Origin of the sequence: Bradyrhizobium sp. IC4060, assembly GCF_020193715.1 — a bacterium.
Classification (GTDB): domain Bacteria; phylum Pseudomonadota; class Alphaproteobacteria; order Rhizobiales; family Xanthobacteraceae; genus Bradyrhizobium; species Bradyrhizobium yuanmingense.
In genome coordinates this window covers 564523-587975 of the sequence record NZ_JADYVJ010000001.1, presented here as the reverse complement: position 1 = coordinate 587975, position 23453 = coordinate 564523, and the positions used below count along the sequence as shown (strand labels likewise).

General features: G+C 64.6%; 24 protein-coding genes. 17 read left to right on the top strand and 7 right to left on the bottom strand.

Going from position 1 to position 23453, the window contains the following annotated elements:
• Positions 1-10: 10 nt before the first annotated feature.
• Positions 11-382: a tRNA-binding protein gene (locus I6F16_RS02900; RefSeq protein ID WP_157284543.1), complete on the bottom strand. Its 372-nt coding sequence runs from the start codon at positions 380-382 to the stop codon at positions 11-13.
• A 105-nt stretch (positions 383-487) separates the two neighbouring features.
• On the opposite strand from I6F16_RS02900, the gene I6F16_RS02895 reads away from it, so the two are divergent.
• Positions 488-847 (top strand): ArsC family reductase, encoded by a 360-nt coding sequence (locus I6F16_RS02895; protein WP_036000881.1) that lies wholly within the window; start codon positions 488-490, stop codon positions 845-847.
• A gap of 3 nt (positions 848-850) precedes the next feature.
• Here the strand turns inward: I6F16_RS02895 and I6F16_RS02890 are convergent, their stop codons facing one another.
• Entirely contained in the window at positions 851-1498 is a 648-nt protein-coding gene (locus I6F16_RS02890) for a hypothetical protein (RefSeq protein WP_225112240.1), read from the bottom strand.
• A 340-nt stretch (positions 1499-1838) separates the two neighbouring features.
• Between I6F16_RS02890 and I6F16_RS02885 the strand changes: the two genes are divergently transcribed.
• The 7 genes from I6F16_RS02885 (at position 1839) to I6F16_RS02855 (ending at position 8421) form a co-directional block, all read left to right on the top strand.
• The gene (locus I6F16_RS02885) at positions 1839-2594 is read left to right on the top strand and encodes an ABC transporter ATP-binding protein (RefSeq protein ID WP_018317619.1); all 756 of its coding nucleotides are present in this window, start codon (positions 1839-1841) and stop codon (positions 2592-2594) included.
• On the top strand, positions 2587-3333 hold the full coding sequence (locus I6F16_RS02880; RefSeq protein WP_036022650.1) for an ABC transporter ATP-binding protein: 747 nt from the start codon (positions 2587-2589) through the stop codon (positions 3331-3333). The genes I6F16_RS02885 and I6F16_RS02880 overlap by 8 nt, the downstream gene beginning before the upstream one ends.
• Positions 3334-3389: 56 nt before the next feature.
• Positions 3390-4610: an ABC transporter substrate-binding protein gene (locus I6F16_RS02875; RefSeq protein WP_225112241.1), complete on the top strand. Its 1221-nt coding sequence runs from the start codon at positions 3390-3392 to the stop codon at positions 4608-4610.
• Positions 4611-4686: 76 nt separating this feature from the next.
• Positions 4687-5550 (top strand): branched-chain amino acid ABC transporter permease, encoded by an 864-nt coding sequence (locus I6F16_RS02870; protein WP_036000843.1) that lies wholly within the window; start codon positions 4687-4689, stop codon positions 5548-5550.
• 1 nt (position 5551) lies between these two features.
• Entirely contained in the window at positions 5552-6520 is a 969-nt protein-coding gene (locus tag I6F16_RS02865; protein WP_036000840.1) for a branched-chain amino acid ABC transporter permease, read from the top strand.
• Positions 6521-6677: 157 nt separating this feature from the next.
• On the top strand, positions 6678-7322 hold the full coding sequence (locus I6F16_RS02860; RefSeq protein ID WP_036000836.1) for a DUF47 domain-containing protein: 645 nt from the start codon (positions 6678-6680) through the stop codon (positions 7320-7322).
• A gap of 94 nt (positions 7323-7416) precedes the next feature.
• Positions 7417-8421 (top strand): inorganic phosphate transporter, encoded by a 1005-nt coding sequence (locus I6F16_RS02855; protein ID WP_036022657.1) that lies wholly within the window; start codon positions 7417-7419, stop codon positions 8419-8421.
• Here the strand turns inward: I6F16_RS02855 and sugE are convergent.
• Positions 8414-8728 (bottom strand): quaternary ammonium compound efflux SMR transporter SugE, encoded by a 315-nt coding sequence (sugE, locus tag I6F16_RS02850; RefSeq protein WP_036022660.1) that lies wholly within the window; start codon positions 8726-8728, stop codon positions 8414-8416. The two genes, I6F16_RS02855 and sugE, sit on opposite strands and share 8 nt — an antisense overlap.
• Before the next feature lie 158 nt (positions 8729-8886).
• On the opposite strand from sugE, the gene I6F16_RS02845 reads away from it, so the two are divergent.
• From I6F16_RS02845 to I6F16_RS02805, 9 genes are all read left to right on the top strand, one after another.
• A complete protein-coding gene (locus I6F16_RS02845) occupies positions 8887-10509 on the top strand; it encodes a peptide chain release factor 3 (protein ID WP_036022662.1) in 1623 nt (540 codons plus the stop codon).
• A gap of 47 nt (positions 10510-10556) precedes the next feature.
• Positions 10557-11534 carry an ABC transporter substrate-binding protein gene (locus I6F16_RS02840; RefSeq protein ID WP_225112242.1) on the top strand — a complete coding sequence of 326 codons (978 nt, stop codon included), beginning with the start codon at positions 10557-10559 and terminating at the stop codon, positions 11532-11534.
• Between the two features lie 76 nt (positions 11535-11610).
• Positions 11611-12189 (top strand): hypothetical protein, encoded by a 579-nt coding sequence (locus I6F16_RS02835; RefSeq protein WP_036022667.1) that lies wholly within the window; start codon positions 11611-11613, stop codon positions 12187-12189.
• Positions 12190-12259: 70 nt separating this feature from the next.
• Positions 12260-12844, top strand: coding sequence for an NnrU family protein (locus I6F16_RS02830; RefSeq protein ID WP_036022669.1), 585 nt, complete (start codon positions 12260-12262; stop codon positions 12842-12844).
• A gap of 73 nt (positions 12845-12917) precedes the next feature.
• Positions 12918-14510, top strand: a complete 1593-nt coding sequence (locus I6F16_RS02825; RefSeq protein WP_225112243.1) for a class I adenylate-forming enzyme family protein — start codon at positions 12918-12920, stop codon at positions 14508-14510.
• A gap of 165 nt (positions 14511-14675) precedes the next feature.
• Positions 14676-15329: a tetratricopeptide repeat protein gene (locus I6F16_RS02820; protein WP_036022675.1), complete on the top strand. Its 654-nt coding sequence runs from the start codon at positions 14676-14678 to the stop codon at positions 15327-15329.
• A gap of 31 nt (positions 15330-15360) precedes the next feature.
• Positions 15361-15906, top strand: coding sequence for a hypothetical protein (locus tag I6F16_RS02815; RefSeq protein ID WP_225173423.1), 546 nt, complete (start codon positions 15361-15363; stop codon positions 15904-15906).
• A 125-nt stretch (positions 15907-16031) separates the two neighbouring features.
• Positions 16032-17414: a ribosome biogenesis GTPase Der gene (der, locus tag I6F16_RS02810; RefSeq protein WP_225112245.1), complete on the top strand. Its 1383-nt coding sequence runs from the start codon at positions 16032-16034 to the stop codon at positions 17412-17414.
• Positions 17411-18667, top strand: a complete 1257-nt coding sequence (locus tag I6F16_RS02805; protein WP_225112246.1) for a TCR/Tet family MFS transporter — start codon at positions 17411-17413, stop codon at positions 18665-18667. Before der ends, I6F16_RS02805 begins: the two co-directional genes overlap by 4 nt.
• Positions 18668-18806: 139 nt before the next feature.
• On the opposite strand, the gene I6F16_RS02800 is transcribed toward I6F16_RS02805, so the two are convergent.
• From I6F16_RS02800 to I6F16_RS02785, 4 genes are all read right to left on the bottom strand, one after another.
• Positions 18807-20024 (bottom strand): ABC transporter substrate-binding protein, encoded by a 1218-nt coding sequence (locus tag I6F16_RS02800; protein WP_050991666.1) that lies wholly within the window; start codon positions 20022-20024, stop codon positions 18807-18809.
• Positions 20025-20305: 281 nt separating this feature from the next.
• The gene (locus I6F16_RS02795; protein ID WP_225173422.1) at positions 20306-21046 is read right to left on the bottom strand and encodes an SDR family NAD(P)-dependent oxidoreductase; all 741 of its coding nucleotides are present in this window, start codon (positions 21044-21046) and stop codon (positions 20306-20308) included.
• A gap of 139 nt (positions 21047-21185) precedes the next feature.
• On the bottom strand, positions 21186-22709 hold the full coding sequence (gene purF, locus I6F16_RS02790; protein WP_225112248.1) for an amidophosphoribosyltransferase: 1524 nt from the start codon (positions 22707-22709) through the stop codon (positions 21186-21188).
• 29 nt (positions 22710-22738) lie between these two features.
• Positions 22739-23368, bottom strand: coding sequence for a CvpA family protein (locus I6F16_RS02785; RefSeq protein ID WP_036000794.1), 630 nt, complete (start codon positions 23366-23368; stop codon positions 22739-22741).
• Between the last annotated feature and the right edge of the window lie 85 nt (positions 23369-23453).

Here is a 23453-nt window from a genome sequence, read left to right as displayed (position 1 = left end):
GGCCCTGAGGCTAGAACAGCCGTCCGCCGTTCGGCACCGGCTTGCTCGGCTGCACCAGCACCACCTTGCCGTCGGCATCGGGGAAGCCGAGCGTCAGCACCTCGGAGACGACCGGGCCGATCTGGCGCGGCGGAAAATTGACGACGGCCGCGACCTGTTGGCCCACGAGGGTTTCGAGCGGGTGGTTTTCGGTGATCTGGGCCGAGCTCTTGCGCACGCCGATGGCGGGGCCGAAATCGATCCACAGCCGCCAGGCCGGCTTGCGCGCTTCCGGAAACGGTTTGGCGTCGACGATGGTGCCGACACGGACGTCGACCGCGAGGAATGTGTCGAAGTCGATGGTCGGTGCGGCCGCCGCTGCGGGATCGTGGGTGACGTGCATGGGATGTCCGTTCGGTGGGGTGACGCGTCTCGCGACATTGTCGCGCGACGCGGAGTTTCGTACAACGCCACGCACATCACCGCTACGCCATGCGCGAGGACCGTCTTGCCCACCATCATCTACGGCATCAAGAACTGCGACACCATGAAGAAGGCCCGCGCCTGGCTCGATGGCCATGGCGTGGCTTACGCGTTTCACGACTACAAGGCGGCGGGTGTCGAGAAGGATAGGCTGAAGCAGTGGAGCGACAAGGTCGGTTGGGAGACCCTGCTCAATCGCGCCGGGACGACCTTCAAGAAGCTGCCCGACTCCGACAAGGAAGGCCTCACCGAGAAGAAGGCGCTGGCCTTGATGCTAGCGCAACCATCGATGATCAAGCGGCCGGTGCTCGAAATCGGCGGCAAGCTGTTGGTCGGCTTCAAGCCGGATATCTATGCCAAGGAGGTCGGCGGCAAGGCGCGCTGACGGCTAGTTCAGCTCAATGATCTCGTTGGAGATGGCGCGGCCCGGCTGGTCCGAGAACTCGACCGGATCGGCGGGTGCGATGCGGCCGGGGGCGCGATGAAACAGCTCGCGATCGATCACGGCCCGCAGCTTCGGGCGCGGCAGCGCGTCATTTCCGCGCATCAGATTCTTGATCTCGAAGCCGCCGTCCTCGCAGAAGGTCTTTACTGACGCGATGACGTAGCTGACCCTGCCGTCGGTCAGGAACGGCAGCAGCAGCCGCTCATACGCGACGATTCGGCCATAGGCGTCGTCGACGTCGGCAACGCTGTAGATCGGAAGGCCGCGCGCGACGCATTCATGATAGATCGGCATCACGTATGGTGCGAGCCGCGGCCCGACGTAATCATCGAGCGAAACGCCCTTGCCGGTATGCCCATAGGCGCGCGAGATGCGCGTGCCTTCGCTCTGGATGACCAGACGCGGCGTCGGCGTCGAAAGCTCCACCGTATAATAGATGAGATCCGACAGCTCCTCCTCGAGCCGCGCGGGCTGATACTCCCAGATCGCGGGAGCGATCTGCTGGCGCGCATAAAGTCGCAGCCACGTGTTGAGGAGATCACGCTGGCGGATCGACTTGACGACGGAGGGAGCGGCGCTTGCAAAATCCAAGACAATATTCTCCGCGCGTGAAAACCCTGGGATGATCGGGCTTGCGGGAAAATTTTCGATGAAGGCTGGCGCGGGAGACGAAAGACCGTTAACGACGGCTTGATGGCCGGTGCCTTGCGAACCGGAAAGGCCGGGCAGGCACGACATCGACCTCTGCGACTAAGGGAGCATTTGTACCCCGGCCGGAGGCCTGACCTGCTCAGCTTTCCGCCTTGCCTAACCCCCGTCACCTCCGGCATATTCCGCGCCCGGAGGCGGCGCCCCGGTGGGCTGCAAGTCCTCCGGACAGCCGAAGCAACAAGGACAGCCACGCGCCGCGCGCGGGCAGGGGGAAAACTGTTTGGCCGATGAGTTCATTCTCGAAACGGAAGGCTTGACCAAGGAGTTCGCGGGCTTCTTCGCCGTCCGCGACGTTGCGCTCAAGGTTCGCCGTGGGAGCATTCATGCGTTGATCGGCCCGAACGGGGCCGGCAAGACGACCTGCTTCAATCTTCTGACCAAGTTCCTCAAGCCGTCGGCCGGGAAAATCCTGTACAAAGGGCAGGACATCACCGCGATGGCGCCGGCGGATGTGGCCCGCATGGGGCTGGTCCGTTCGTTCCAGATTTCGGCGGTGTTTCCCCATCTCACCGCGCTCGAGAACGTCCGTGTCGCGCTGCAGCGCCAGCATGGCTCTTCGTTCGATTTCTGGCGCTCCAAGTCGGTGCTCAACCGCTTCAACGACCGCGCGCGCGAGCTGTTGAACGATGTCGGCCTCAACGAGTTTGCCAACACGCCGGCGGTCGAGATGCCCTATGGGCGCAAGCGTGCACTTGAGATTGCGACCACGCTGGCGCTCGACCCGGAGATGATGCTGCTCGACGAGCCGATGGCCGGCATGGGCCACGAGGACATCGACAAGATCGCGGCGCTGATCAAGCGCATCTCCGCGAAATACACCATCCTGATGGTCGAGCATAACTTAAGCGTCGTGGCCAACCTCTCCGATATCATCACCGTGCTGACGCGCGGGCAGGTGCTCGCGCAAGGCCACTACTCCGAGCTCACCAAGGACGAGCGCGTCAAGGAAGCTTACCTGGGAGCCGGTCATGCCTGATACAGCGATCGCCGAGGCTCCGGCCAGGGCTGCGACTGGCGGGAACATCTTGCAAGTCCGCAACTTGGAAGCCTGGTACGGCGAGTCTCACATCCTGCACGGGATCAACTTCGACGTGAACGCGGGCGAGGTCGTCACCCTGCTCGGGCGCAACGGCGCCGGCAAGACGACGACGCTGAAGTCGATCATGGGCATCATCGGCAAGCGCACCGGCTCGGTGAAGTTCAACAACCAGGAGATCATCCGCGCGACCTCCGACAAGATCGCGCGCATGGGCGTCGCCTTCTGTCCGGAAGAGCGGGGCATATTCTCCAGCCTCGACGTCCGCGAGAATTTGATGCTGCCGCCGGTTGTCCGCGAAGGCGGTTTGCCGCTCGACCAGATCTTCGAGCTGTTCCCGAACCTGAAGGAGCGGCTGAACAGCCAGGGCACCAAGCTGTCGGGCGGCGAGCAGCAGATGCTGGCGATCGCGCGCATCCTACGCACCGGCGCGAGCTTTCTGATGCTGGACGAGCCGACCGAGGGTCTTGCACCCGTCATCATCCAGCAGATCGGCCATACCATTGCGCGGCTCAAGAAGGAGGGCTTCACGATCCTCCTGGTCGAGCAGAACTTCCGCTTCGCTTCCACCGTCGCCGACCGCTATTACGTAGTCGAGCACGGCAAGATCATTGACGGGTTTTCCAATTCGGAGCTTGCCGCCAACATGGACAAGCTCCACACCTATCTCGGTGTGTAGCCGAGCAGGCCGGACGATCGAGAGTAACTATCAAAGGAATATTGGGAGGTCGGATTATGAAGCACAGCATTTCGGCAATGTTGCTCGGGACGGCCCTGGCGCTCGGCGCGGCAGGCGGCGCGGTCGCGCAGGACAAGAACATCAAAATCGGCGTGCTGACCGACAATTCAGGACTTTATGCCGATCTCGGTGGCGCCGGCTCGACCGTCGCCGCACAGATGGCGATCGAGGATTCCGGGCTCGCTGCTAAGGGCTGGAAGCTCGACCTGATCTCCGCCGACCATCAGAACAAGCCCGACATCGGCTCCACGATTGCTCGGCAATGGATCGACGTCGAGAAGGTCGACATCTTCATGGATGTCCTGAACTCCGGCGTTGCGCTGGCGGTGAACAATATCGTCAAAGAGAAGAATTCCATCCTGATCAACACAGGTGCGGCGACGTCGGATCTCACCAACGCGCAATGCTCGCCGAATACGGTCCACTGGGTCTATGATACCTATATGCTGGCCAACAGTACCGGGCAGGCGCTGGTGAAGGCGGGCGGCGACACCTGGTATTTTCTCACCGCGGACTACGCGTTTGGCCATGCCCTCGAGCGCGACACCGCCGCGGTGGTGGTGAAGTCGGGCGGCAAGGTGATCGGCAACGTCAAGCATCCCCTGAATACCGCTGACTTCTCGTCCTTCCTGCTTCAGGCGCAGGCCTCCAAAGCCAAGATCATCGGCATGGCGAATGCCGGCGGCGACACCACCAACACCATCAAGCAGGCGTCCGAGTTCGGCATCGTCTCGGGCGGCCAGAAGCTTGCGGGTCTGCTGCTCTTCATCACCGACGTGCACTCGCTCGGTCTGAAGGTGGCGCAGGGCTTGAACTTCACCGAGACCTTCTATTGGGACATGAACGACGGCACGCGCGCCTTCTCCAAACGCTTCTCCGAGCGGATGAAGAACAAGGCGATGCCCTCGATGGTGCAGGCCGGCGTCTATTCGGGCCTGCTGCACTACTTCAAGGCGCTGGAGGCGATGGGCGGCAATCCGCATGATGGGGCCAAGGTGGTCGCCAAGATGAAGGAGATGCCGACCGACGATGCGTTGTTCGGCAAGGGAACGATCCGTGCGGACGGTCGCAAGCTGCATCCGGCCTATCTGTTCGAGGTCAAGAAGCCCGAGGAATCCAAGGGGCCCTGGGACTATTACAAGCTGATCGGCACGACGGCCGCGGATCAGGCGTTCCGGCCACTGTCCGAGAGCGTCTGTCCGCTCGTGAAGAAGTAAGTGTGACGATGCGAGCCGGCGCAACGGCGCCGGCTTGCTTTTGGGGAACGACGAGAAGGGACCGGGTGCGGGATCGATGCAGGCTCTTTACGCTCAGCTACTGGTGGGACTGATCAACGGCTCGTTCTACGCGCTGCTCAGTCTCGGGCTTGCCGTCATCTTCGGCATGCTCAACATCATCAATTTCGCCCATGGCGCGCTCTACATGATGGGCGCCTTCGTCGCCTATTTCCTGTTGAACCTCGGCGGCATCAACTATTGGTGGGCGCTGCTGCTGGCGCCGATCATCGTCGGCATCTTCGGCATGATCCTGGAACGGACCATGCTGCAATGGCTGACCGGGCTCGATCATCTCTACGGCCTGCTCCTGACCTTCGGCATCGCGCTGATCGTGCAGGGCGTGTTCCAGAACTATTTCGGCTCCTCGGGCCTGCCTTACGCCATTCCCGACCAGCTCAGGGGCGGCATGAATCTCGGCTTCATGTTCCTGCCGATCTACCGCGGCTGGGTCGTCGTGTTCTCACTGGCGGTGTGCCTTGCGACCTGGTTCCTGATCGAGAAGACGCAGCTCGGCGCCTACCTGCGCGCCGCGACCGAAAATCCGACCTTGGTGCGTGCCTTCGGCATCAACGTGCCGCGCATGATCACGCTCACTTACGGTCTCGGCGTCGGCCTTGCCGCGCTCGCCGGCGTGCTCTCGGCGCCGATCAACCAGGTGCGGCCGCTGATGGGTGCCGACCTCATCATCGTCGTGTTCGCGGTGGTGGTGATCGGCGGCATGGGCTCGATCATGGGCTCCATCATCACCGGCTTTGCGCTCGGCGTGATCGAGGGCCTGACCAAGTATTTCTACCCCGAGGCCTCCAACACCGTCGTGTTCGTGCTGATGGTGCTGGTGCTGCTGGTGAAGCCGACGGGATTGACGGGAAGGGCGGCCTGAGATGACAACCCTGACGGACGACACGCTTCCTGTGACCCCGCGCGCAATGCGCGACGAGATGATTGTATTCGCATTGATGGCGCTGCTGCTCGCAGCGGTGCCGTTCACGGGCGTCTATCCGTTCTTCGTGATGCAGGCGCTATGCTTTGCGCTGCTCGCCTGCGCCTTCAATCTGCTGGTCGGCTATGGCGGCTTGCTGTCGTTCGGCCACGCGATGTTTCTGGGCACGGCCGGCTATTGCAGCGCGCATGCGCTGAAGGTCTGGGCGCTGCCGCCCGAGCTCGGCATTCTCGTCGGCGTCGCCGCGGCGTTCGTGCTCTCGATCGTCACCGGCTACATCTCGATCCGACGCCAGGGCATCTATTTCTCGATGATCACGCTGGCGCTGTCGCAGCTCCTGTACTTCATCTATCTCCAGGCCCCGTTCACCCATGGTGAGGACGGCATCCAGGGCATCCCGCAGGGACGCATGTTCGGCGTGCTCGATCTGTCCAAGCCGACGGTGCTGTACTATGTCGTGCTGGTCGGCTTCCTCGCCGGCTTCCTCCTGATCTTCCGCATCATCAACTCGCCGTTCGGCGAGGTGCTGAAGTCGATCCGCGAGAACGAGCAGCGCGCGATCTCGCTCGGCTACCGCACCGACCAATACAAGTTCCTGGCCTTCGTGCTGTCGGGGACGCTCGCCGGCCTTGCCGGTGCGCTGAAGGTGTTCGTGGCGCAAAACGCCTCGCTGACCGACGTGCACTGGACGATGTCGGGCGAGGTCGTGCTGATGACGCTGGTCGGCGGGCTCGGCACCGTTTTCGGTCCCGTGGTCGGCGCCTTCGTGATCATCGCCATGCAGCAATATCTGGCCGGCTTCGGCCAGTGGGTGACGGTGATCCAGGGCGCGATCTTCGTGGTCTGCGTGCTCACCTTCCGCCGCGGCGTCGTCGGCGAAATCGCGCATTACTTCCGGCGATCGCTCTAAGTAACTGGTATTGCATCAGTTTCATTGATGCATGAAAGCGGTGGATGATCCGGCTCCGCGGGCGTGAGGCGACACGCGCGCGGATCGAAAATGGTCTATGACAGTTTTGTGACAGCCCTTGCGGGCCTGACCATTTTCCAACCGGTAGTTTGTCCCCATGATGCGATGGTTTCGTGCGTTCCTGCCCAGGGAAGAGCGGTTCTTCGACCTGTTCGACCGCCATGCCCAGACCGTGATCCAGGGCGCGGTCGCGCTCCAGGGCATGCTCAACGGGGGCGAGGAGACGCCGGTCTATTGCCAGCGCGTCAACCAGTTCGAGAACGACGCCGACAATATCACCCGCGAGGTGCTGACGGCGGTGCGCCGCACCTTCATCACCCCGTTCGACCGCGGCGACATCAAGAACCTGATCACGTCGCTGGACGATGCCATCGACCAGATGCAGCAGACGGCCAAGGCCGTGATGCTGTTCGAGGTGCGCAGCTTCGAGCCGCCGATGCGCGAGATCGGCGGACTCTTGATCGAATGCGCCAATCTGGTCGGCCGTGCGCTGCCGCTGATGCAGGAGATCGGCAAGAACGTCGCCATGCTGACCGCGATCACCGAGGAGCTCGGCAAGCTTGAGGGCCGTGTCGACGATCTCCACGACATCGGCCTGAAGGAGCTGTTCCTCAAGCATCGCGACGGCAATGCGATGGATTTCATCGTCGGGGTCGAGATCTACGACCATCTCGAGAAGGTGGCCGACCGTTTCGATGACGTTGCGAACGAAATCAACAGCATCGTCATTGAGCAAGTTTAGAGCATGATCCGGAAAAGTGTGCAGCGGTTTTCCTTCGCGACGAACGCGGAACGCGTTTGCGCGGAGATCATGCGCAAAGCGTAGGGGCCTCGCCGTGGATGCTGCGTTGGCTTTTCCCGTCCTGGTCGGCTTGATCGCCGTCGCTCTGCTGTTCGACTTCCTGAACGGCCTGCACGACGCCGCCAATTCGATCGCGACCATCGTCTCGACCCGAGTGCTGCGGCCGCAATTCGCGGTGTTTTGGGCCGCGTTCTTCAATTTCATCGCGTTCCTGGTGTTCGGGCTGCACGTCGCCCAGACCATCGGCACCGGCATCATCGATCCCGCGGTCGTCGACGCCCAGGTGATCTTCGCAGCCCTCGTCGGCGCCATCGTCTGGAACCTCGTGACCTGGGCGCTCGGCATTCCATCGTCGTCGTCGCACGCGCTGATCGGCGGGCTCGTCGGCGGCGGCTTGGCCAAGGCCGGTATTTCGGCCGCGGTGTGGAGCGGCCTGTCCAAGACCGTGCTGGCGATCGTGCTGTCGCCGCTGGTTGGCTTCCTGCTCGCAATGGCGCTGGTTGCGATCGTGTCCTGGGCCTCGGTGCGCTCGACGCCGTTCGCGGTCGACCGCGCCTTCCGCATCCTGCAATTCGTCTCCGCTTCGCTCTATTCGCTCGGCCATGGCGGCAACGACGCGCAGAAGACCATGGGCATCATCGCGGTGTTGCTCTATTCGCAGGGCCATCTCGGCAGCGAGTTCTCGGTGCCGTTCTGGGTGGTGCTGTCGTGCCAGGCGGCGATGGCGCTGGGCACGCTGATGGGCGGCTGGCGCATCGTTCGCACCATGGGCCTGCGCATCACGAAATTGACCCCGATGCAGGGCTTTTGCGCCGAGACCGGGGGCGCGGTGACCCTGTTCATGGCGACCTATCTCGGGGTTCCCGTCTCGACCACCCACACCATCACCGGCGCCATCGTCGGCGTCGGCGCCGCCCGCCGCGTCTCGGCCGTGCGTTGGAACGTCGCAAGCTCCATCGTCTATGCCTGGGTGATCACGATCCCGGCCTCAGGCATCGTGGCCGCGCTGACCTGGTGGGTGGTCCAGCTCGTCAAGTGACGAGCTTCAGTCCGATGATGCCGGCGACGATCAGGCCGATGCTGGCGAGGCGGAAGGCCGTCGCCGGCTCGCCGAACAGAACCATGCCGAGCGTCGCGGTGCCGACCGCGCCGATGCCGGTCCAGACCGCATAGGCGGTTCCGACGGGCAGGGATTTGAGCGCAAATCCGAGCAGGATGACGCTGCCGGCCATGGCCGCGAGCGTGACCGCGGACGGGACAAGCTTGCTAAAGCCCTCGGTGTATTTCAGGCCGATGGCCCAGGTGATCTCGAGGAGACCGGCGACGAACAGGATGCTCCAGGCCATGACGACCCTCCATTCAAGGCAGGGTCGTCCCCGCGGCTGGTGTGCTGATGGGCAGGGAGGTCGTCCTCCCAAAAGGGGGATATGGGGCTGGCCGGACACCTTCGCAATCACCAAATGAGGCTTGATCAGGCCCGTTTTCCCTGCCACACGCTCCCGCCATGTCCGACATCGCCGCCACCACAGCCGAATCGCCGGCCCGTTCCCCGCTTGCCGCCGAGGTGGCGAGGCGGCGGACCTTTGCGATCATCTCCCATCCCGACGCCGGCAAGACCACGCTGACCGAAAAGCTGCTGCTGTTCGGCGGCGCCATCAACCTCGCCGGCCAGGTCAAGGCCAAGGGCGAGCGGCGCAACACGCGATCCGACTGGATGAAGATCGAGCGCGAACGCGGCATCTCGGTGGTGACCTCGGTGATGACCTTCGAGTTCGAGGGCCTCGTCTTCAACCTGCTGGACACGCCGGGCCACGAGGACTTTTCGGAAGATACCTATCGCACGCTGACGGCGGTCGATTCCGCCGTGATGGTGATCGACGCGGCCAAGGGTATCGAGGCGCGCACCCGAAAGCTGTTCGAGGTGTGCCGTCTGCGCGACATCCCGATCATCACCTTCATCAACAAGATGGACCGCGAGAGTCGCGACGTGTTCGAGCTGCTCGACGAGATCGAGAAGACGCTGGCGCTCGACACCACGCCGATGACCTGGCCGGTCGGCCGCGGCCGCGACTTCCTCGGCACCTATGACGTCGTCAATGGCGGCGTGCGCCTGCTCGAAGGCGGCGGCGCCAAGACCGGCGCGGCGCTCGAGATCGAGATCGAAGAGCTCGCCAAGCTCAACGCCAATCTCGACGTCTCCGCCGTGAAGGACGAGCTCGAGCTCGTCACCGAGGCGTCGAAGCCGTTCGAGCTGGACGCGTTCCGCGAGGGACATCTGACGCCGGTCTATTTCGGCAGCGCGCTGCGTAATTTCGGCGTCGGAGACCTCCTGGAGGGCCTCGGCAAGTTTGCGCCCGAGCCGCGCGCGCAGGACAGCGACCAGCGCAAGGTCGAGGCCACCGATCCCAGGATGAGCGCCTTCGTGTTCAAGATCCAGGCCAACATGGATCCCAACCACCGCGACCGCATCGCGTTTGCGCGCCTGTGCTCGGGCAAGCTCAGCCGCGGCATGAAGGCCAAGCTCGTGCGCACCGGCAAGAGCATGCCGCTGTCGAGCCCGCAATTCTTCTTCGCGCAGGACCGCTCGGTCGCGGACGAAGCCTTCGCCGGCGACGTCGTCGGCATTCCCAACCACGGCACGCTGCGCATCGGCGATACGCTGACCGAGGGCGAGGATTTCAACTTCGTCGGCGTGCCGAGCTTTGCGCCGGAAATCGTCCGCCGTGTCCGTCTCACCGACGCGATGAAGGCGAAGAAGCTGAAGGAAGCGCTGCAGCAGATGTCGGAAGAGGGCGTGGTGCAGGTGTTCCGACCCCGCGACGGCGCCCCGGCGCTGGTCGGCGTGGTCGGCGCGCTGCAGCTCGACGTGCTCAAGGCCCGGCTCGAGGCGGAATATTCGCTGCCGGTCGAATTCGAGGTCAGCGAGTTCCAGCTGGCGCGCTGGGTCTCCTCGGAGGACCGCAAGAAGCTCGACAGCTTCATCGCCGCCAACAATTCGAGCATCGCCGACGATGTCGATGGCGATCCCGTCTATCTCGCCCGGAACGAGTTCTACCTCGGCTACACCCGGGAGCGCGCCGAGGGCATCGAGTTCAGCAACGTCAAGGATGTCAAGAAGAAGGGGTAATGTTTCCCAGACCTTTTCCGTGAAGCAGGACAGCGAGGTCGACGGTCATGAGGCGGCGCGAATTCATCATGCTCGTTGCAGGCGCGGCGGCCTATCCGCTGAGCACATCCGCGCAGGGGAATGTGCGGCGGATCGGTGTGTTGGCGGGAGGCAGGTCGAGCGATCCGGAGAGCCAGGCCGGCTACCAGAAACTGAGACAGCGTCTGGGTGAACTCGGTTGGGAACAGGAGCGCAACATCCATATCGAGTATCGCTGGTGGGCCGGCGATCCGAATGTTGCCGATGCCCAGGCGGCGGAGCTCGTGAAGTGGGGGCCGGATGTGCTTCTGGCAATCGGCACTCCCTCTGTGGAAGCCCTGAGGCGACGTGCGCCGACCTTGCCGATCATCTTCACGGTCGTTGCCGATCCCGTGGGTGCCGGTTTCGTTCAAAGTCTGGGCAAGCCGGGCGGAAATATCACGGGCTTCACGACCTTCGAGCCTGAAATGGCGGGCAAGTGGCTGCAATTGCTCAAGCAGGCGGCACCCGCGATACGGAGGGTTGCCGCAATCTTCAATCCGCGAACGGCGCCCATGATCTTGATGCCGTCTGTGCAGGCGGCCATTCCGGCAGTCCAGCTCCAGCTCGTTCCGGCGCCGGCGCACAACGCCGCCGAGCTCGAACAGGCGATCTCCCGCTTTGCAGAGCAGCCAGACGGCGGGCTGCTGATCTTTCCCGACGCATTTCCACTCGTTCATCGGCAATTGATTCTGAACTTGGCGGCCGCGCATCGTCTGCCGGCGATGTATCCGTTCCCGTCCTTCGTCACGGACGGCGGGCTGATGTCTTACGGAGTCTCGATTACGCAGCTCATCGGTCGCTCGGCGGATTATGTCGACCGCGTCTTGAGAGGAACCCGTCCCGCAGACCTGCCAGTCCAGCAACCGAATGAATTCCAGTTCCTGCTCAATCTCAAGACAGCCAATGCGTTGGGGCTGAATTTACCGCCCACGCTGGTGGCGCAAGCGGATCAGATTGTCGAGTGAAGCGAACCATCGCGGCCAGCCTTGAAGCTTTCATAGCCGTCGCCACCTGTTGCAAATGCCATTGCGGTCCCGGTACATGTGGCGCTGCATTCTTGTTCTTGCCTTGCTGGCAATGACCTCGATCGCCGCCGACGCGCAGCGACGCCAGATCAATCCGATTCCGTTCGCGCACGAGCCTTGCAGCGTGCTCGACGGCGAGCCCTGCACGCCATCCTATTGCAGCCCGCTCGAGCCCGGCCCCTGTATTCCCGAGATCGACTACCCTTACGGCCAGAACCTCCAGCTCACGATCGAGAGCGTGCCTGCCGAGGCCGACCGCGCCAAATACCGGAAGCCCGATCACGATCTCGACACGATCGGCGACCTCTTCGCCGCGCTGCGCAGCTGCTGGTCGCCGCCATCGGACCATGCGCGCGCAGGCATGCAGATGTCGGTGCGCTTCAGCTTCAACAAGACCGGCGGCCTGATCGGCCCGCCGCGCCTCACATACGCGACTGCGGGCGTGCCGGCGGACACCCGGACGACCTATCTGAACGCCATCAATGCATCGTTGAAGGCCTGTCTGCCGCTGAAATTGACCAGCGGGCTCGGCGGGGCGTTGGCCGGGCGGCCCATCGCGATCCGTTATGTCGACAATCGGGAGCTCGGCAAATAGCGCGCGAGTTGCGAGCATCGGCCGATCGATGATACCTCAGTGGCGGGGGCTGCTTTGCGGGGAGGATGTCGTGGGTCTGCTGGTCATGATCCTGGGGCTGGTGCTGTTTTTTGCATCCCATATTTTCACAACCAGACGGAAGGCCCGCGCGCAGGCGATCGCGAGGCTGGGCGAGGGGACCTACAAGCTCCTCTATTCGGCGGTCTCACTCGCGGGGCTGGCGCTGATCATCTGGGGCTATGCCCACTACCGCAGCTCCGGCTGGATCGACGTCTGGTATCCGCCGAAGGCGATGAAGCACATCGCGTTGGCCTTGATGCTGCCTGCAGTCATCCTCGTGGTGGCGTCCTACATGCGTGGCCGCATCTATGCGACGTTGAAGCATCCGATGCTGGCCGGCATCAAGCTGTGGGCGGCGGCGCATCTGCTCGCCAATGGCGATCTCGGCTCCATCGTCCTGTTCGGCTCGTTCCTCGCCTGGGCGGTCTATGACCGCATCTCGCTCAAAGCTCGCACCGACGCCGGCGCCCCGCCGATTCCGGTCGGCGGCCCCACCAACGATCTGATCGCGGTCGCGGTAGGCGTGGTCGCCTATCTGGCCCTGGCCTTCGCCTTCCATCCGGTGGTGATCGGTGTGCCCGTGATCGGGGTCTAGCCGATCGGCGCAAGACGGGGCTCGCCTGACCGTGCGGGGAAGATAACGAGAGCAACAAGCCGAGGGCATCCCAATGGACTGGTCGCAATTTCAGATCCCGCCGATGCGGCGCGAGGCGCGCTTTGGCGATCGGGTGATGCCGGCATTTTGCGATCGGCCATCGAGCCTCTGGGCGATGATCGCGGAGGCGCGCGGCCGCAATGCCGATGGCGAAGCGTTGATCTGCGGCAATGTCCGCCTGAGCTGGCGGCAAGCAATGGAGCAGGCCGCGCGGATCGCCGCCGGATTTCGCAAGCTAGGATTGCAGCGCGGCGATCGCCTCGCCATCCTGCTCGGCAACCGCATCGAATTTCCGCTGCTGCTGTTTGCCGCCGCGCATGAAGGGCTGGTGACCGTGCTGCTCAGCACGCGCCAGCAGAAGCCGGAGATCGCTTATGTGCTCGCCGATTGCGGCGCGAAGATCCTGATCCACGAGGCCTCGCTCGCCGAGCGACTGCCCGACGCAAAGGACGTGCCCGATGTGATCCATCGCATTGCCATCGATGACGATGCCGCGCGGTCGAGCTTCTCTTCGCTCGCCGAAAACGCTCCGGCATCGGCACCGATCGAGGTGAGCGAAGAGGACACCGCGATGATCCTCTACACCTCCGGCACCACGGGCAAGCCGAAGGGCGCGATGCTGGCCCATTGCAACATCGTCCATTCCTCCATGGTGTTCGTGTCCTGCCTGCAATTGACGGAGGTCGATCGCTCGATCGCAGCTGTGCCGCTCGGCCATGTCACCGGCGTCGTCGCCAACATTACGACGATGATCCGCTGCGGCGGGACGCTGATCATCATGCCCGAGTTCAAGGCCGCCGATTACCTCAAGCTCGCCGCGCGCGAGCGCGTCACCTACACGGTGATGGTGCCGGCGATGTACAATCTCTGCCTGCTCCAGCCCGATTTCGACGGCTATGATCTGTCGAGCTGGCGGATCGGCGGCTTCGGCGGCGCGCCGATGCCGGTCGCCACCATCGAGAAGCTCAAGGCGAAGATTCCCGGCCTGAAGCTGATGAACTGCTACGGCGCGACCGAGACGACCTCGCCCTCGACCATCATGCCGGGCGAGCTGACCGAGCGCCACATCGACAGCGTCGGTCTGCCGTGTCCCGGCGCGCGCATCGCTGTGATGGGCCCGGACGGGCGCGAGCTGCCTCCCGGCGAGATCGGCGAGCTCTGGATCCAGAGCGCCTCCGTCATCAGGGGCTACTGGAATAACCCGAAGGCCACCGTCGAAAGCTTCACGGGCGGATTCTGGCATTCAGGTGATCTCGGCTCGGTCGATGCGGAAGGCTTCGTTCGCGTGTTCGACCGGCAGAAGGACATGATCAATCGCGGCGGCCTGAAGATCTATTCGGCCGAGGTCGAATCCGTGTTGGCCGGCCATCCCGCCGTGGTCGAGAGCGCGATCATTGCCAGGCCTTGCCCGGTGCTGGGCGAGCGCGTCCACGCCGTGGTGGTGACGCGACAGCCGGTGACCGATACGGACCTGCGCGCCTGGTGCGCCGAGCGCCTGTCCGACTACAAGGTTCCCGAAACCATGGCGATCACGACAGACCCCCTGCCGCGCAACGCCAACGGCAAGGTGCTGAAGCGACAGCTGCGGGAGCTGCTGGGAGCTTGAGCCGGGCAGGGGCATCCGGGATGTCCCGGGTGGTTAACGCCTTGATCGGGCTCGCTTTGCCTTGCCACCGCCATATCGTTAGGCTACCTCGCCGCCACACGGGGACGGGATTCCTGACGCGAACGCTTTGGCGCGCGCACCCGGACGGGCATGGGATTGGCATAAGTGTCTGAATTATTTGACGAAGTCAACGAGGAAGTACGTCGCGAACAGTTCAAGAAGCTGTGGGACAAGTATTCGATCTACTTCATCGCGCTGATGGTGCTGATCGTCGCCGGCGCCGGTGGCTGGCAGGGTTATAGGTACCTGGAGGCCCAGAAGGCCGCCGCGGCCGGTGCCGCTTTCGAGAAGGCCGCCGAGCTGTCCGAGCAGGGCAAGCACGAGGACGCCGAGAAGGCCTTCACCGAGCTCGCCGCCAAGGCGCCGTCCGGCTATCGCACCCTGGCGCGGCTGCGTGCTGCGGCCGAGGCCGCGAGCCGCGATCCCAAGGCGGCCGCGAAGATGTATGACGACATCGCCGCCGACCGCAGCATTGGCGGCGAGTGGCAGGATCTGGCCAAGATCCGCGCCGCGGGGCTCCTGCTCGACAGCGCCGGCTATGCCGACATCCAGCAGCGGCTGGAAGCTTCCGCCGCGCCGAAATCGACCTTCCGCCACACCGCCCGCGAGATGCTGGCGCTGTCGGCCTGGCGTAACAACGACATGACTGCAGCCCGCAAATGGCTCGAGGCGATTGACGGAGACGGCGAAACGCCGCCCGGCCTGCGCTCTCGCGCCGAGGCGCTCCAGGCTTTGTTGCCACCCGTCGCCAAAAGCTGACGACGGTTCTCTGACGTAACGAGACACCAAGATGCGCCGCACGCCACGCTTGATCGCAGCCGCCGTCCTGATCGCCTTCACCGGCGCCCTGGGCGGCTGCTCCAGCTTCGATCCGAGCGATCTGCTCGACTTCCTCGACACCAAGAAGAAGCTGCCGGGCGACCGCAAGCCGGTCTTCCCCGAGGGGGTGCCGGGGCTCGAGCAGGGCGTGCCGAGGGATCTCTACAAAGGCGCACAGCAGCAGCCCGACCCGAACGCACCTGCCGTCGCGGCCCTGCCTGCGGAGCCGGCCAAGCCGGCAAAGGGGGCCAAGGCAAAGAATACCAAGCAGTCCGCTGCGCCGGCCGAAGCACCCGTCGGCGAGGTCGACGGCGAGGCCCAGCCGGAGGCAGCACCAGCGACGTCCGCTCCGCCGCCCAAGCACAAGATCGTCCGCAGGCGCACCACCGCGCCGCCGCCGGATCAGCCGGCCCAGCAGGCGCAGCCGACCCAGCAGGCGCAGCCGACCAAGGCCCCGCAGCAGCAATCGCAGAGCGCCTTCCCGGCACCGCTGCCGAGCGGCAGCTTCTCGCGCTAGAGCATGATCCGGACCCGGAGGGCCGCGCTAGCGCAAAGTGTGAAGCGGTTTTCCGAAAAGATCATGCTCAAACAATATTCCCCGTTGCATTGACAGGCGCAGCCCCGGCAGCGCACGAATGACCGATGTCCTTCACGATCGCCATCATCGGCCGGCCCAATGTCGGCAAGTCGACGCTGTTCAACCGCCTGGTTGGGCAGAAGCTCGCGCTGGTCGATGACCTGCCGGGCGTCACCCGCGACCGCCGCGAAGGCGAGGCCAGGCTCGGTGATCTCCGCTTCACCATCATCGATACCGCCGGCCTCGACGAGGGCGCCAAGGGCTCGCTGACCGCGCGCATGCAGGAGCAGACCGAGACCGCGATCGCGCAGGCCGACGCGCTGTTCTTCGTGATCGATGCCCGCATCGGCCTGACGCCGACCGATCGCGCCTTCGCCGATTTCGCCCGCAAGGCCGACAAGCCGGTGCTGCTCATCGCCAACAAGAGCGAGGGCAAGCACGGCGATGCCGGCGCGATGGAAGCGTTCGCGCTCGGCCTCGGCGATCCCATCCAGATCTCGGCCGAGCACGGCGAGGGCATGGGCGAGCTCTACGATGCGCTCGCGAAGCTAATGCCCGAACCCGTCGAGGAAGATGACGATGAGGACGACGCGCCGATCTCGGAGGAAGAGGCCGCGACGCGCCCGATCCGGGTCGCGATCGTCGGCCGGCCCAATGCCGGCAAGTCGACGCTGATCAACCATCTGCTCGGCGAGGAGCGCCTGCTGACGAGCCCCGAGGCCGGCACCACGCGCGATTCCATCGCGGTCGAGATCAACTGGAAGGGCCGCGATTTCCGCGTCTTCGACACCGCGGGCCTGCGCCGGCGCTCGCGTATCGAGGAGAAGCTGGAAAAGCTGTCGGTTGCGGATGCACTGCGCGCGGTGCGCTTTGCCGAGGTCGTCGTGCTGATGATGGATTCGCAGAACCGCTTCGAGGAGCAGGACCTGCGCATCGCCGACCTGATCGAGCGCGAGGGACGGGCGGTCGTGCTCGCCGTCAACAAATGGGATCTGATGGAGACCAAGGGCGGCGGCGCGATCTCCGGCCTGCGCCGCGATGCCGATCATTGGCTGCCGCAGCTCAAGGGCGTGCCCATCGTCGCCGTCTCGGGCTTGATGGGCGAGGGCATCGATCGCCTGATGCAGGCGATCCAGGACGCCTATGCGATCTGGAACAGGCGCGTGCCGACCTCGGCGCTCAATCGCTGGTTCGAGCAGGCGATCCAGGCCAACCCGCCGCCGGCGGTCTCCGGCCGCAGGCTGAAGCTGAACTACATCACGCAGACCAAGGCCCGGCCGCCGAGCTTCGTGTTGTTCTGCTCGCGTGCCGACGCCGTGCCGCAATCCTACTTGCGCTATCTCACCAATTCCATGCGCGAGACCTTCGAGCTGCCGGGCACGCCGGTGCGCATCACGCTGCGCGAGAAGGCCAATCCCTTCGCGCACAAGCGCAAGCGGGCATCGTGAGCGACGGTGCCGGCGAGGCGGTGGTGCAGGACGCAGCGCCGGCCCCGCGCGGCGCGGTCGCCTTCATCTTCGTCACCATCCTGCTCGACATGGTCGCGCTCGGCGTGATCATGCCGGTCCTGCCGAAGCTGATCGAAAGCTTCGTCGACGACGACACCGCACATGCCGCGCGCATTTTCGGCCTGTTCGGCACCGCCTGGGCCTTGATGCAGTTCGTGTTCTCGCCGGTGCTTGGTGCGCTGTCCGATCGTTTCGGACGCCGGCCGGTGGTGCTGCTGTCGAATTTCGGGCTCGCAGCCGACTACGTCTTGATGGCGCTGGCGCCGTCGCTTGCGTGGCTGTTCATCGGCCGCGTGATCTCCGGCATCACCTCGGCGAGCATCTCGACCGCCTTCGCCTATATCGCCGACATCACGCCGCCGGAACGGCGTGCGGCGGTCTTCGGCCGGATCGGTGCGGCCTTCGGCGCCGGCTTCATCTTGGGGCCAGCGCTCGGCGGCCTGCTCGGCGATATCGATCCGCGCCTGCCGTTCTGGGCCGCGGCGGCCCTGAGCTTCGCCAACGCGCTCTATGGCCTGTTCGTGCTGCCGGAGTCGCTTGCGCCCGACAAGCGCGCGCCGCTGCGCTGGCGCAGCGCCAGTCCGCTCGGGGCGCTGCATCTGCTGCGCTCCGACGCGCTGCTTGCCGCGTTGTCGATCGTCAACTTCATCGCGCAGGTCGCCCATGTCGTGCTGCCCTCGACCTTCGTGCTCTACGCGACCTATCGCTACGGCTGGGATGCCAAGACGGTGGGCTTGACGCTCGCCATGGTCGGCATCTGCGCCATGGTGGTGCAGGGCTTTGCGATCGGCCCCATCGTGCATGCGCTCGGCGAGCGCAACGCGCTCCTGCTCGGCCTCTGCTGCGGCGCGATCGGATTCGTGGTCCTCGGCGCTGCGCCGACCGGACCGCTATCCTGGCTCGGGATTCCCATTCTGGCGCTGTGGGGCATCTCCGGTGCCGCCTCGCAAGCGCTGATGACGCGGCTCGTCGCGCCGGATCAGCAGGGCCAGCTGCAGGGCGCAACCGCGAGCGTGCAGAGCGTGTCGCAGCTCGTCGGCCCGTTCCTGTTCACGCTGACATTTTCCTATTTCATCGGCGCCAGCGCGCCGCTGCATCTGCCCGGCGCCCCGTTCCTGCTCGCCGCGGTGCTGATGGTGGTGTGCGTGGCGATCGCGGTGCGGTCGCTGGGTGCGACCAGGACAGTCTCGTAGGGTGGGTTAGCCTCGCGGTTCGCGCGAAGCGCAAACCGTGAGGCGTAACCCACCTCTTTCATTTCCGCGGAGGCGGAAGAGGTGGGTTACGCCAGCGGACTGCGCTTTGCGCAGCCGCATGCTAACCCACCCTACGATCCTACTTCTTCACCAGCGGGCAGTCGCTGTCCTTGAGCGGCTTGGCCGCATCTTCCGGCGCGATGGTGGCGACCAGCTTGTAATAGTCCCACGGCCCCTTCGACTCCTCGGGCTTCTTCACCTCGAACAGATAGGCGGGGATGAGGCGGCGTCCGTCCTGGCGCAGCGGGCCCTTGCCGAACAGCGGATCGTCGGTCGGTAGCTCCTTCATCTTGGCGACGACCTTGGCGCCGTCACGCGGATTGCTGCCGAGCGCTTCCATCGCCTTCAGGTAATGCAGGATCTCGGCGTAGAGGCCCGCAACCGTCATCGAGGGCATCGAGCCCTTGGGCGAGACCTTCTGGAAACGCTTCGACCATTCGCGGGTCTGGTCGTTGAGGTCCCAGTAGAACGACTCGGTGAAGGTCAGGCCCTGCGCGGTCTTCAGGCCGAGCGAGTGCACGTCGTTGATGAACAGCAGCAGCGCGGCGAGCTTCTGGCCGCCCTGGACGATGCCGAACTCGGCGGCCTGCTTGATCGCGTTGGTGGTGTCGCCGCCCGCATTGGCAAGGCCGATGATCTTGGCCTTGGAGGACTGCGCTTGCAGCAGGAAGGAGGAGAAGTCGGCCGTGTTCAGCGGATGCTTGACGCCGCCGAGCACCTTGCCGCCGGTCGCCGTGACGACCGCGCCGGTATCACGCTCCAGCGCATGGCCGAAGGCATAATCCGCGGTGAGGAAGAACCAGCTGTCGCCGCCCGCCTTGGTCAGCGCCTTGCCGGTGCCGTTGGCGAGCATGTAGGTGTCGTAGGTGAAGGACACGGTGTTGGGCGTGCAGGCCTTGCCGGTGAGGTCGGCGGTGGCCGCACCCGAATTGAGCAGCACCGCATTCTTTTCCTTGACGAGGTTGCTCACCGCGAGCGCGACGCCGGAGCTCGGCGTGTCGGCGATGGCGTCGACCTTGTCGGCGTCGATCCATTGCCGGGCGATGTTGACGCCGATGTCGGGCTTGTTCTGGTGATCGCCGGAGAGCACCTCGATGGTCCAGCCCTTGGCCTTCAGGCCGGAATCCTCGACCGCCATCTTCACTGCCGCCACCGAGTTCGGGCCGCCGATGTCGGCATAGAGGCTCGACATGTCGTTGAGCACGCCGATCTTGATGGTCTTGTCTTGCGCGAAGGCGGATGTGGCAAAGCCGAAAGCGGCACAGGCCAGAAGAGCCGCGGCGCGGCGTGCGGGCATCGTCATAAAGGCTTCCTCCATTGTCAAATATGCGGACGGCTCTCTTCGGGAGCCTTATTCCAATTGACGCTCTACCGTGTCCCATGGCCGACGGCAATGCACCTAAAGCCGGATGACGCTGCGTCGTAGCGTCATCCATCGGTTAACTTTTGGGCAAAATGCGTTGAGACGCTATTTCAGCGCGTTCGATGTCGGCTTGAAATTCTAAATGTGCTTTCCGGTATCGAACTCGGCGGTACGGACATTACCGCCGGCATGACGTCCAAGGCGTCGGAGGGCAATCAGGCCGGCGCGCGGAAGCTCATCAGGGTGCGGGTCTTGTAATCGTAGAATTTGCCGGTCTCGGTCCAGTCGGGCGCGCACAGCGGCACGATGAATTCTGCGACCTGCTCGGGCGTGTCGAGCGTCGCCGGATCCTCGCCGGGCATCAGGGTGGCCCGCATGCGGGTGCGCACCGGGCCCGGATTGAACAGGTTGACGCGCAGCTTCGTGTTTGCGGTTTCCTGCGCCCAGGCACGTGCCAGCGTCTCCAGTGCGGCCTTGGAGGCCGCGTAGGGGCTGACGTAAGCGGTGGCCTTGTTGGCGGCACCCGAGGTGATGAACACGGCGCGGCCGGCATCGGACTGCTTCAGCAGCGGTTCCATGCAGCGGATCAGCTGGAAGTTCGCGGAGACGTTCACCGCCATCACGTCGTTGAAGGTCTTCAGCTCGATATGGCCGATCGGCGAGGAGGGGCCGAGCACGCCGGCATTGCCGACGAGGATGTCGAGCTTGCCGTAGCGCTCGTGCAGGCCGGCGCCGAGACGCGCGATGCCGTCGGAATCGGTGAGGTTGAGCGGCACCAGGGTGGCGCTGCCGCCGTCTTTGCGGATCTCGTCGTCGAGCTCTTCCAGCCCTCCTTGCGTGCGTGCGGTGGCCACAATATGCGCGCCGGCTTTCGCCAGTGCGATTGCCGTGGCGAAACCGATGCCGCGCGAGGCGCCGGTGACGAGAGCGATACGGTTGGCGAGAGGTTTGGTCATCGTCGAATACTTCCGTCATGCCCGGGCTCGTCCCGGGCATCCACGTTCTTTGCGGCGGGTATTACAGACGAAGATGGCCGGGACAAGCCCGGCCATGACGAAAAGAAGTCTCCGATGAGCCCCCGGGGACGATCCTTGGTCAGCTCGCCTCGGCCAGCAGCGACAATTGCCGCGGCTGCGGCTCGGTCTGGGTCTGGTCGGTGAGGTGGGTCGGATAGACGCCGGTGAAGCAGTGATCGGCAAACTTCGGATTGGCGGGGTCGCGGCCTGGCTCGCCCATGGCGCGGTACATGCCGTCGATCGACAGGAAGGCGAGCGAGTCGGCGCCGATGAGCTCGCGCATCTCCTCCAGCGAATGCGTCGCCGCCAGCAGGCCGCCGCGGTCGGGCAGGTCGATGCCGTAATAATCGGGATAGAGGATCGGGGGCGAAGCGAGGCGGAAGTGCACTTCCTTGGCACCGGCATCGCGCATCATGCGCACGATCTTCTTGGAGGTGGTGCCGCGCACCAGCGAGTCGTCGATCAGGATGATGCGCTTGCCTTCGATCGCGGCGCGGTTGGCCGAATGCTTCATGCGCACGCCGGATTCGCGGATCGCCTGCGTCGGCTGGATGAAGGTGCGGCCGACATAATGGTTACGGATGATGCCGAGTTCGAACGGCACGCCGGAATACTGGCTGTAGCCGACCGCGGCCGGCACGCCGGAATCCGGCACCGGCACCACGACGTCGACCGGAACGTGGCTCTCGCGCGCGAGCTGCGCGCCGAAATTCTTGCGCACCTCGTAGACCGAGCGGCCGTGCACGATGGAATCCGGCCGCGAGAAGTAGATGTATTCGAAGATGCAGGGGCGCGGCGCCATCGGCGGGAACGGCTTGTGGATGTCCTGGCCGTTCTCGTCGAACACGATGACTTCGCCGGGCTCGATGTCGCGCACGAAGCGGGCGCCGATGATGTCGAGCGCACAGGTCTCGGAAGTCAGGATCGGGCAGCCGTCGAGCTCGCCGAGCACCAGCGGGCGGATGCCGCGCGGATCGCGGGCGCCGACCAGCTTCTTGTTGGTCAGCGAGACCAGCGCATAGGCGCCCTCGATCTCGCGCAGCGCGTCGATGTAGCGCTCGATGAAGCGGACGCGCTTGGAGCGCGCCACCAGGTGCAGGATCACCTCGGTGTCGGAGGTCGATTGCATCATCGCGCCGTTCTTGACGAGCTCGCGGCGCAACGTCAGGCCGTTGGAGAGGTTGCCGTTGTGAGCGACCGCGAGACCGCCGGCATTGAGCTCGGCGAACAGCGGCTGCACGTTGCGCAGGATGGTCGCGCCGGTCGTGGCGTAGCGGACATGGCCGACCGCGACATTGCCGGGCAGGCGGTCGATCACCTCGCGGCGGGAGAAGGTGTCGCCGACGAGGCCGAGGCGGCGTTCGGAGTGGAAGCGGCTGCCGTCGTAGGAGACGATGCCGGCGGCCTCCTGGCCGCGGTGCTGGAGCGCGTGAAGGCCGAGCGCGGTGATGGCGGCCGCATCAGGGTGGCCGTAGATGCCGAAGACGCCGCATTCCTCGCGCAGCGTATCGCCTTCCAGATCGTCCTGAAGCTCAAGCGCCGCCGGGCCTGGACCGGCGTTTGGATCGAGATCAAGCAGGGCGTCCTGGTCAGGGTGTCGCATCTCGTTCTCGCCTCTCTTTTGGGGCCCTATCAACGCGCCGCAGGTTTCTCGATCAGCTTTTTCATGCCGTCACGAGCCGACTTACTGTACCCGTCGCCACTGCCCGAAGGCTGCTGCTCGGATTCAGCTTGATCATCATCTGGTTTGTTTTTCTTGAATCTCTTCAAGATGGTGTTCTCGGGGTCGTCAGGCAAGAGGGCCATCAGCCAATCCCCGGTTCCCTGCAGCACCACGCGGGACTTGGCCCCGCTGACCCAGTCGGGGCGCTGCTTGTCCGGCACCAGCCAGGTGAAAAACAGGAACGCGACCACGACGATCAAAAGCCCGCGAGCCAGCCCAAACAGGAAGCCGAGGGTCCGATCCAGCGCGCCGATCCGCGAATCCAGGATCATGTCGGAGATCCGGACCGTGATGACGGAGACCACGACCAGGGTGCCGATGAACACGCCGGCCACCACGACGACGCTCGCGACCGTGTCGTTGTTGAAATAGGTCTTGGCGGTCGGCAGCAGCTTCGAGAACGAATACAGCGTCACGATCGCCGCGGCACCCCAGGCCGCGATCGACAGGATTTCGCGCATGAAGCCGCGAACCATCGCGAGCAGGCCCGAGATCAGCATCACACCGAGCAGGATCAGGTCGAGGATGGTTACTGGCATCGGCTGGTCTGGTCCGCTCGTACTTCAAAGGTGCTCTAGCGAATCGGTGCTTGGCCGCTGCCCTAAAAGAAGGGCAGACGGCGTT

Excerpts from the sequence above, each read along its gene's own strand:
- I6F16_RS02900 (WP_157284543.1), bottom strand. The coding sequence starts at position 382 with ATGCACGTCACCCACGATCCCGCAGCGGCGGCCGCACCGACCATCGAC.
- I6F16_RS02880 (WP_036022650.1), top strand. The coding sequence starts at position 2,587 with ATGCCTGATACAGCGATCGCCGAGGCTCCGGCCAGGGCTGCGACTGGC.
- I6F16_RS02875 (WP_225112241.1), top strand. The coding sequence starts at position 3,390 with ATGAAGCACAGCATTTCGGCAATGTTGCTCGGGACGGCCCTGGCGCTC.
- I6F16_RS02870 (WP_036000843.1), top strand. The coding sequence starts at position 4,687 with ATGCAGGCTCTTTACGCTCAGCTACTGGTGGGACTGATCAACGGCTCG.
- I6F16_RS02865 (WP_036000840.1), top strand. The coding sequence starts at position 5,552 with ATGACAACCCTGACGGACGACACGCTTCCTGTGACCCCGCGCGCAATG.
- I6F16_RS02860 (WP_036000836.1), top strand. The coding sequence starts at position 6,678 with ATGATGCGATGGTTTCGTGCGTTCCTGCCCAGGGAAGAGCGGTTCTTC.
- sugE (WP_036022660.1), bottom strand. The coding sequence starts at position 8,728 with ATGGCCTGGAGCATCCTGTTCGTCGCCGGTCTCCTCGAGATCACCTGG.
- I6F16_RS02845 (WP_036022662.1), top strand. The coding sequence starts at position 8,887 with ATGTCCGACATCGCCGCCACCACAGCCGAATCGCCGGCCCGTTCCCCG.
- I6F16_RS02840 (WP_225112242.1), top strand. The coding sequence starts at position 10,557 with ATGAGGCGGCGCGAATTCATCATGCTCGTTGCAGGCGCGGCGGCCTAT.
- I6F16_RS02835 (WP_036022667.1), top strand. The coding sequence starts at position 11,611 with ATGTGGCGCTGCATTCTTGTTCTTGCCTTGCTGGCAATGACCTCGATC.
- I6F16_RS02825 (WP_225112243.1), top strand. The coding sequence starts at position 12,918 with ATGGACTGGTCGCAATTTCAGATCCCGCCGATGCGGCGCGAGGCGCGC.
- I6F16_RS02815 (WP_225173423.1), top strand. The coding sequence starts at position 15,361 with ATGCGCCGCACGCCACGCTTGATCGCAGCCGCCGTCCTGATCGCCTTC.
- der (WP_225112245.1), top strand. The coding sequence starts at position 16,032 with ATGTCCTTCACGATCGCCATCATCGGCCGGCCCAATGTCGGCAAGTCG.
- I6F16_RS02800 (WP_050991666.1), bottom strand. The coding sequence starts at position 20,024 with ATGCCCGCACGCCGCGCCGCGGCTCTTCTGGCCTGTGCCGCTTTCGGC.
- I6F16_RS02795 (WP_225173422.1), bottom strand. The coding sequence starts at position 21,046 with ATGACCAAACCTCTCGCCAACCGTATCGCTCTCGTCACCGGCGCCTCG.
- purF (WP_225112248.1), bottom strand. The coding sequence starts at position 22,709 with ATGCGACACCCTGACCAGGACGCCCTGCTTGATCTCGATCCAAACGCC.
- I6F16_RS02785 (WP_036000794.1), bottom strand. The coding sequence starts at position 23,368 with ATGCCAGTAACCATCCTCGACCTGATCCTGCTCGGTGTGATGCTGATC.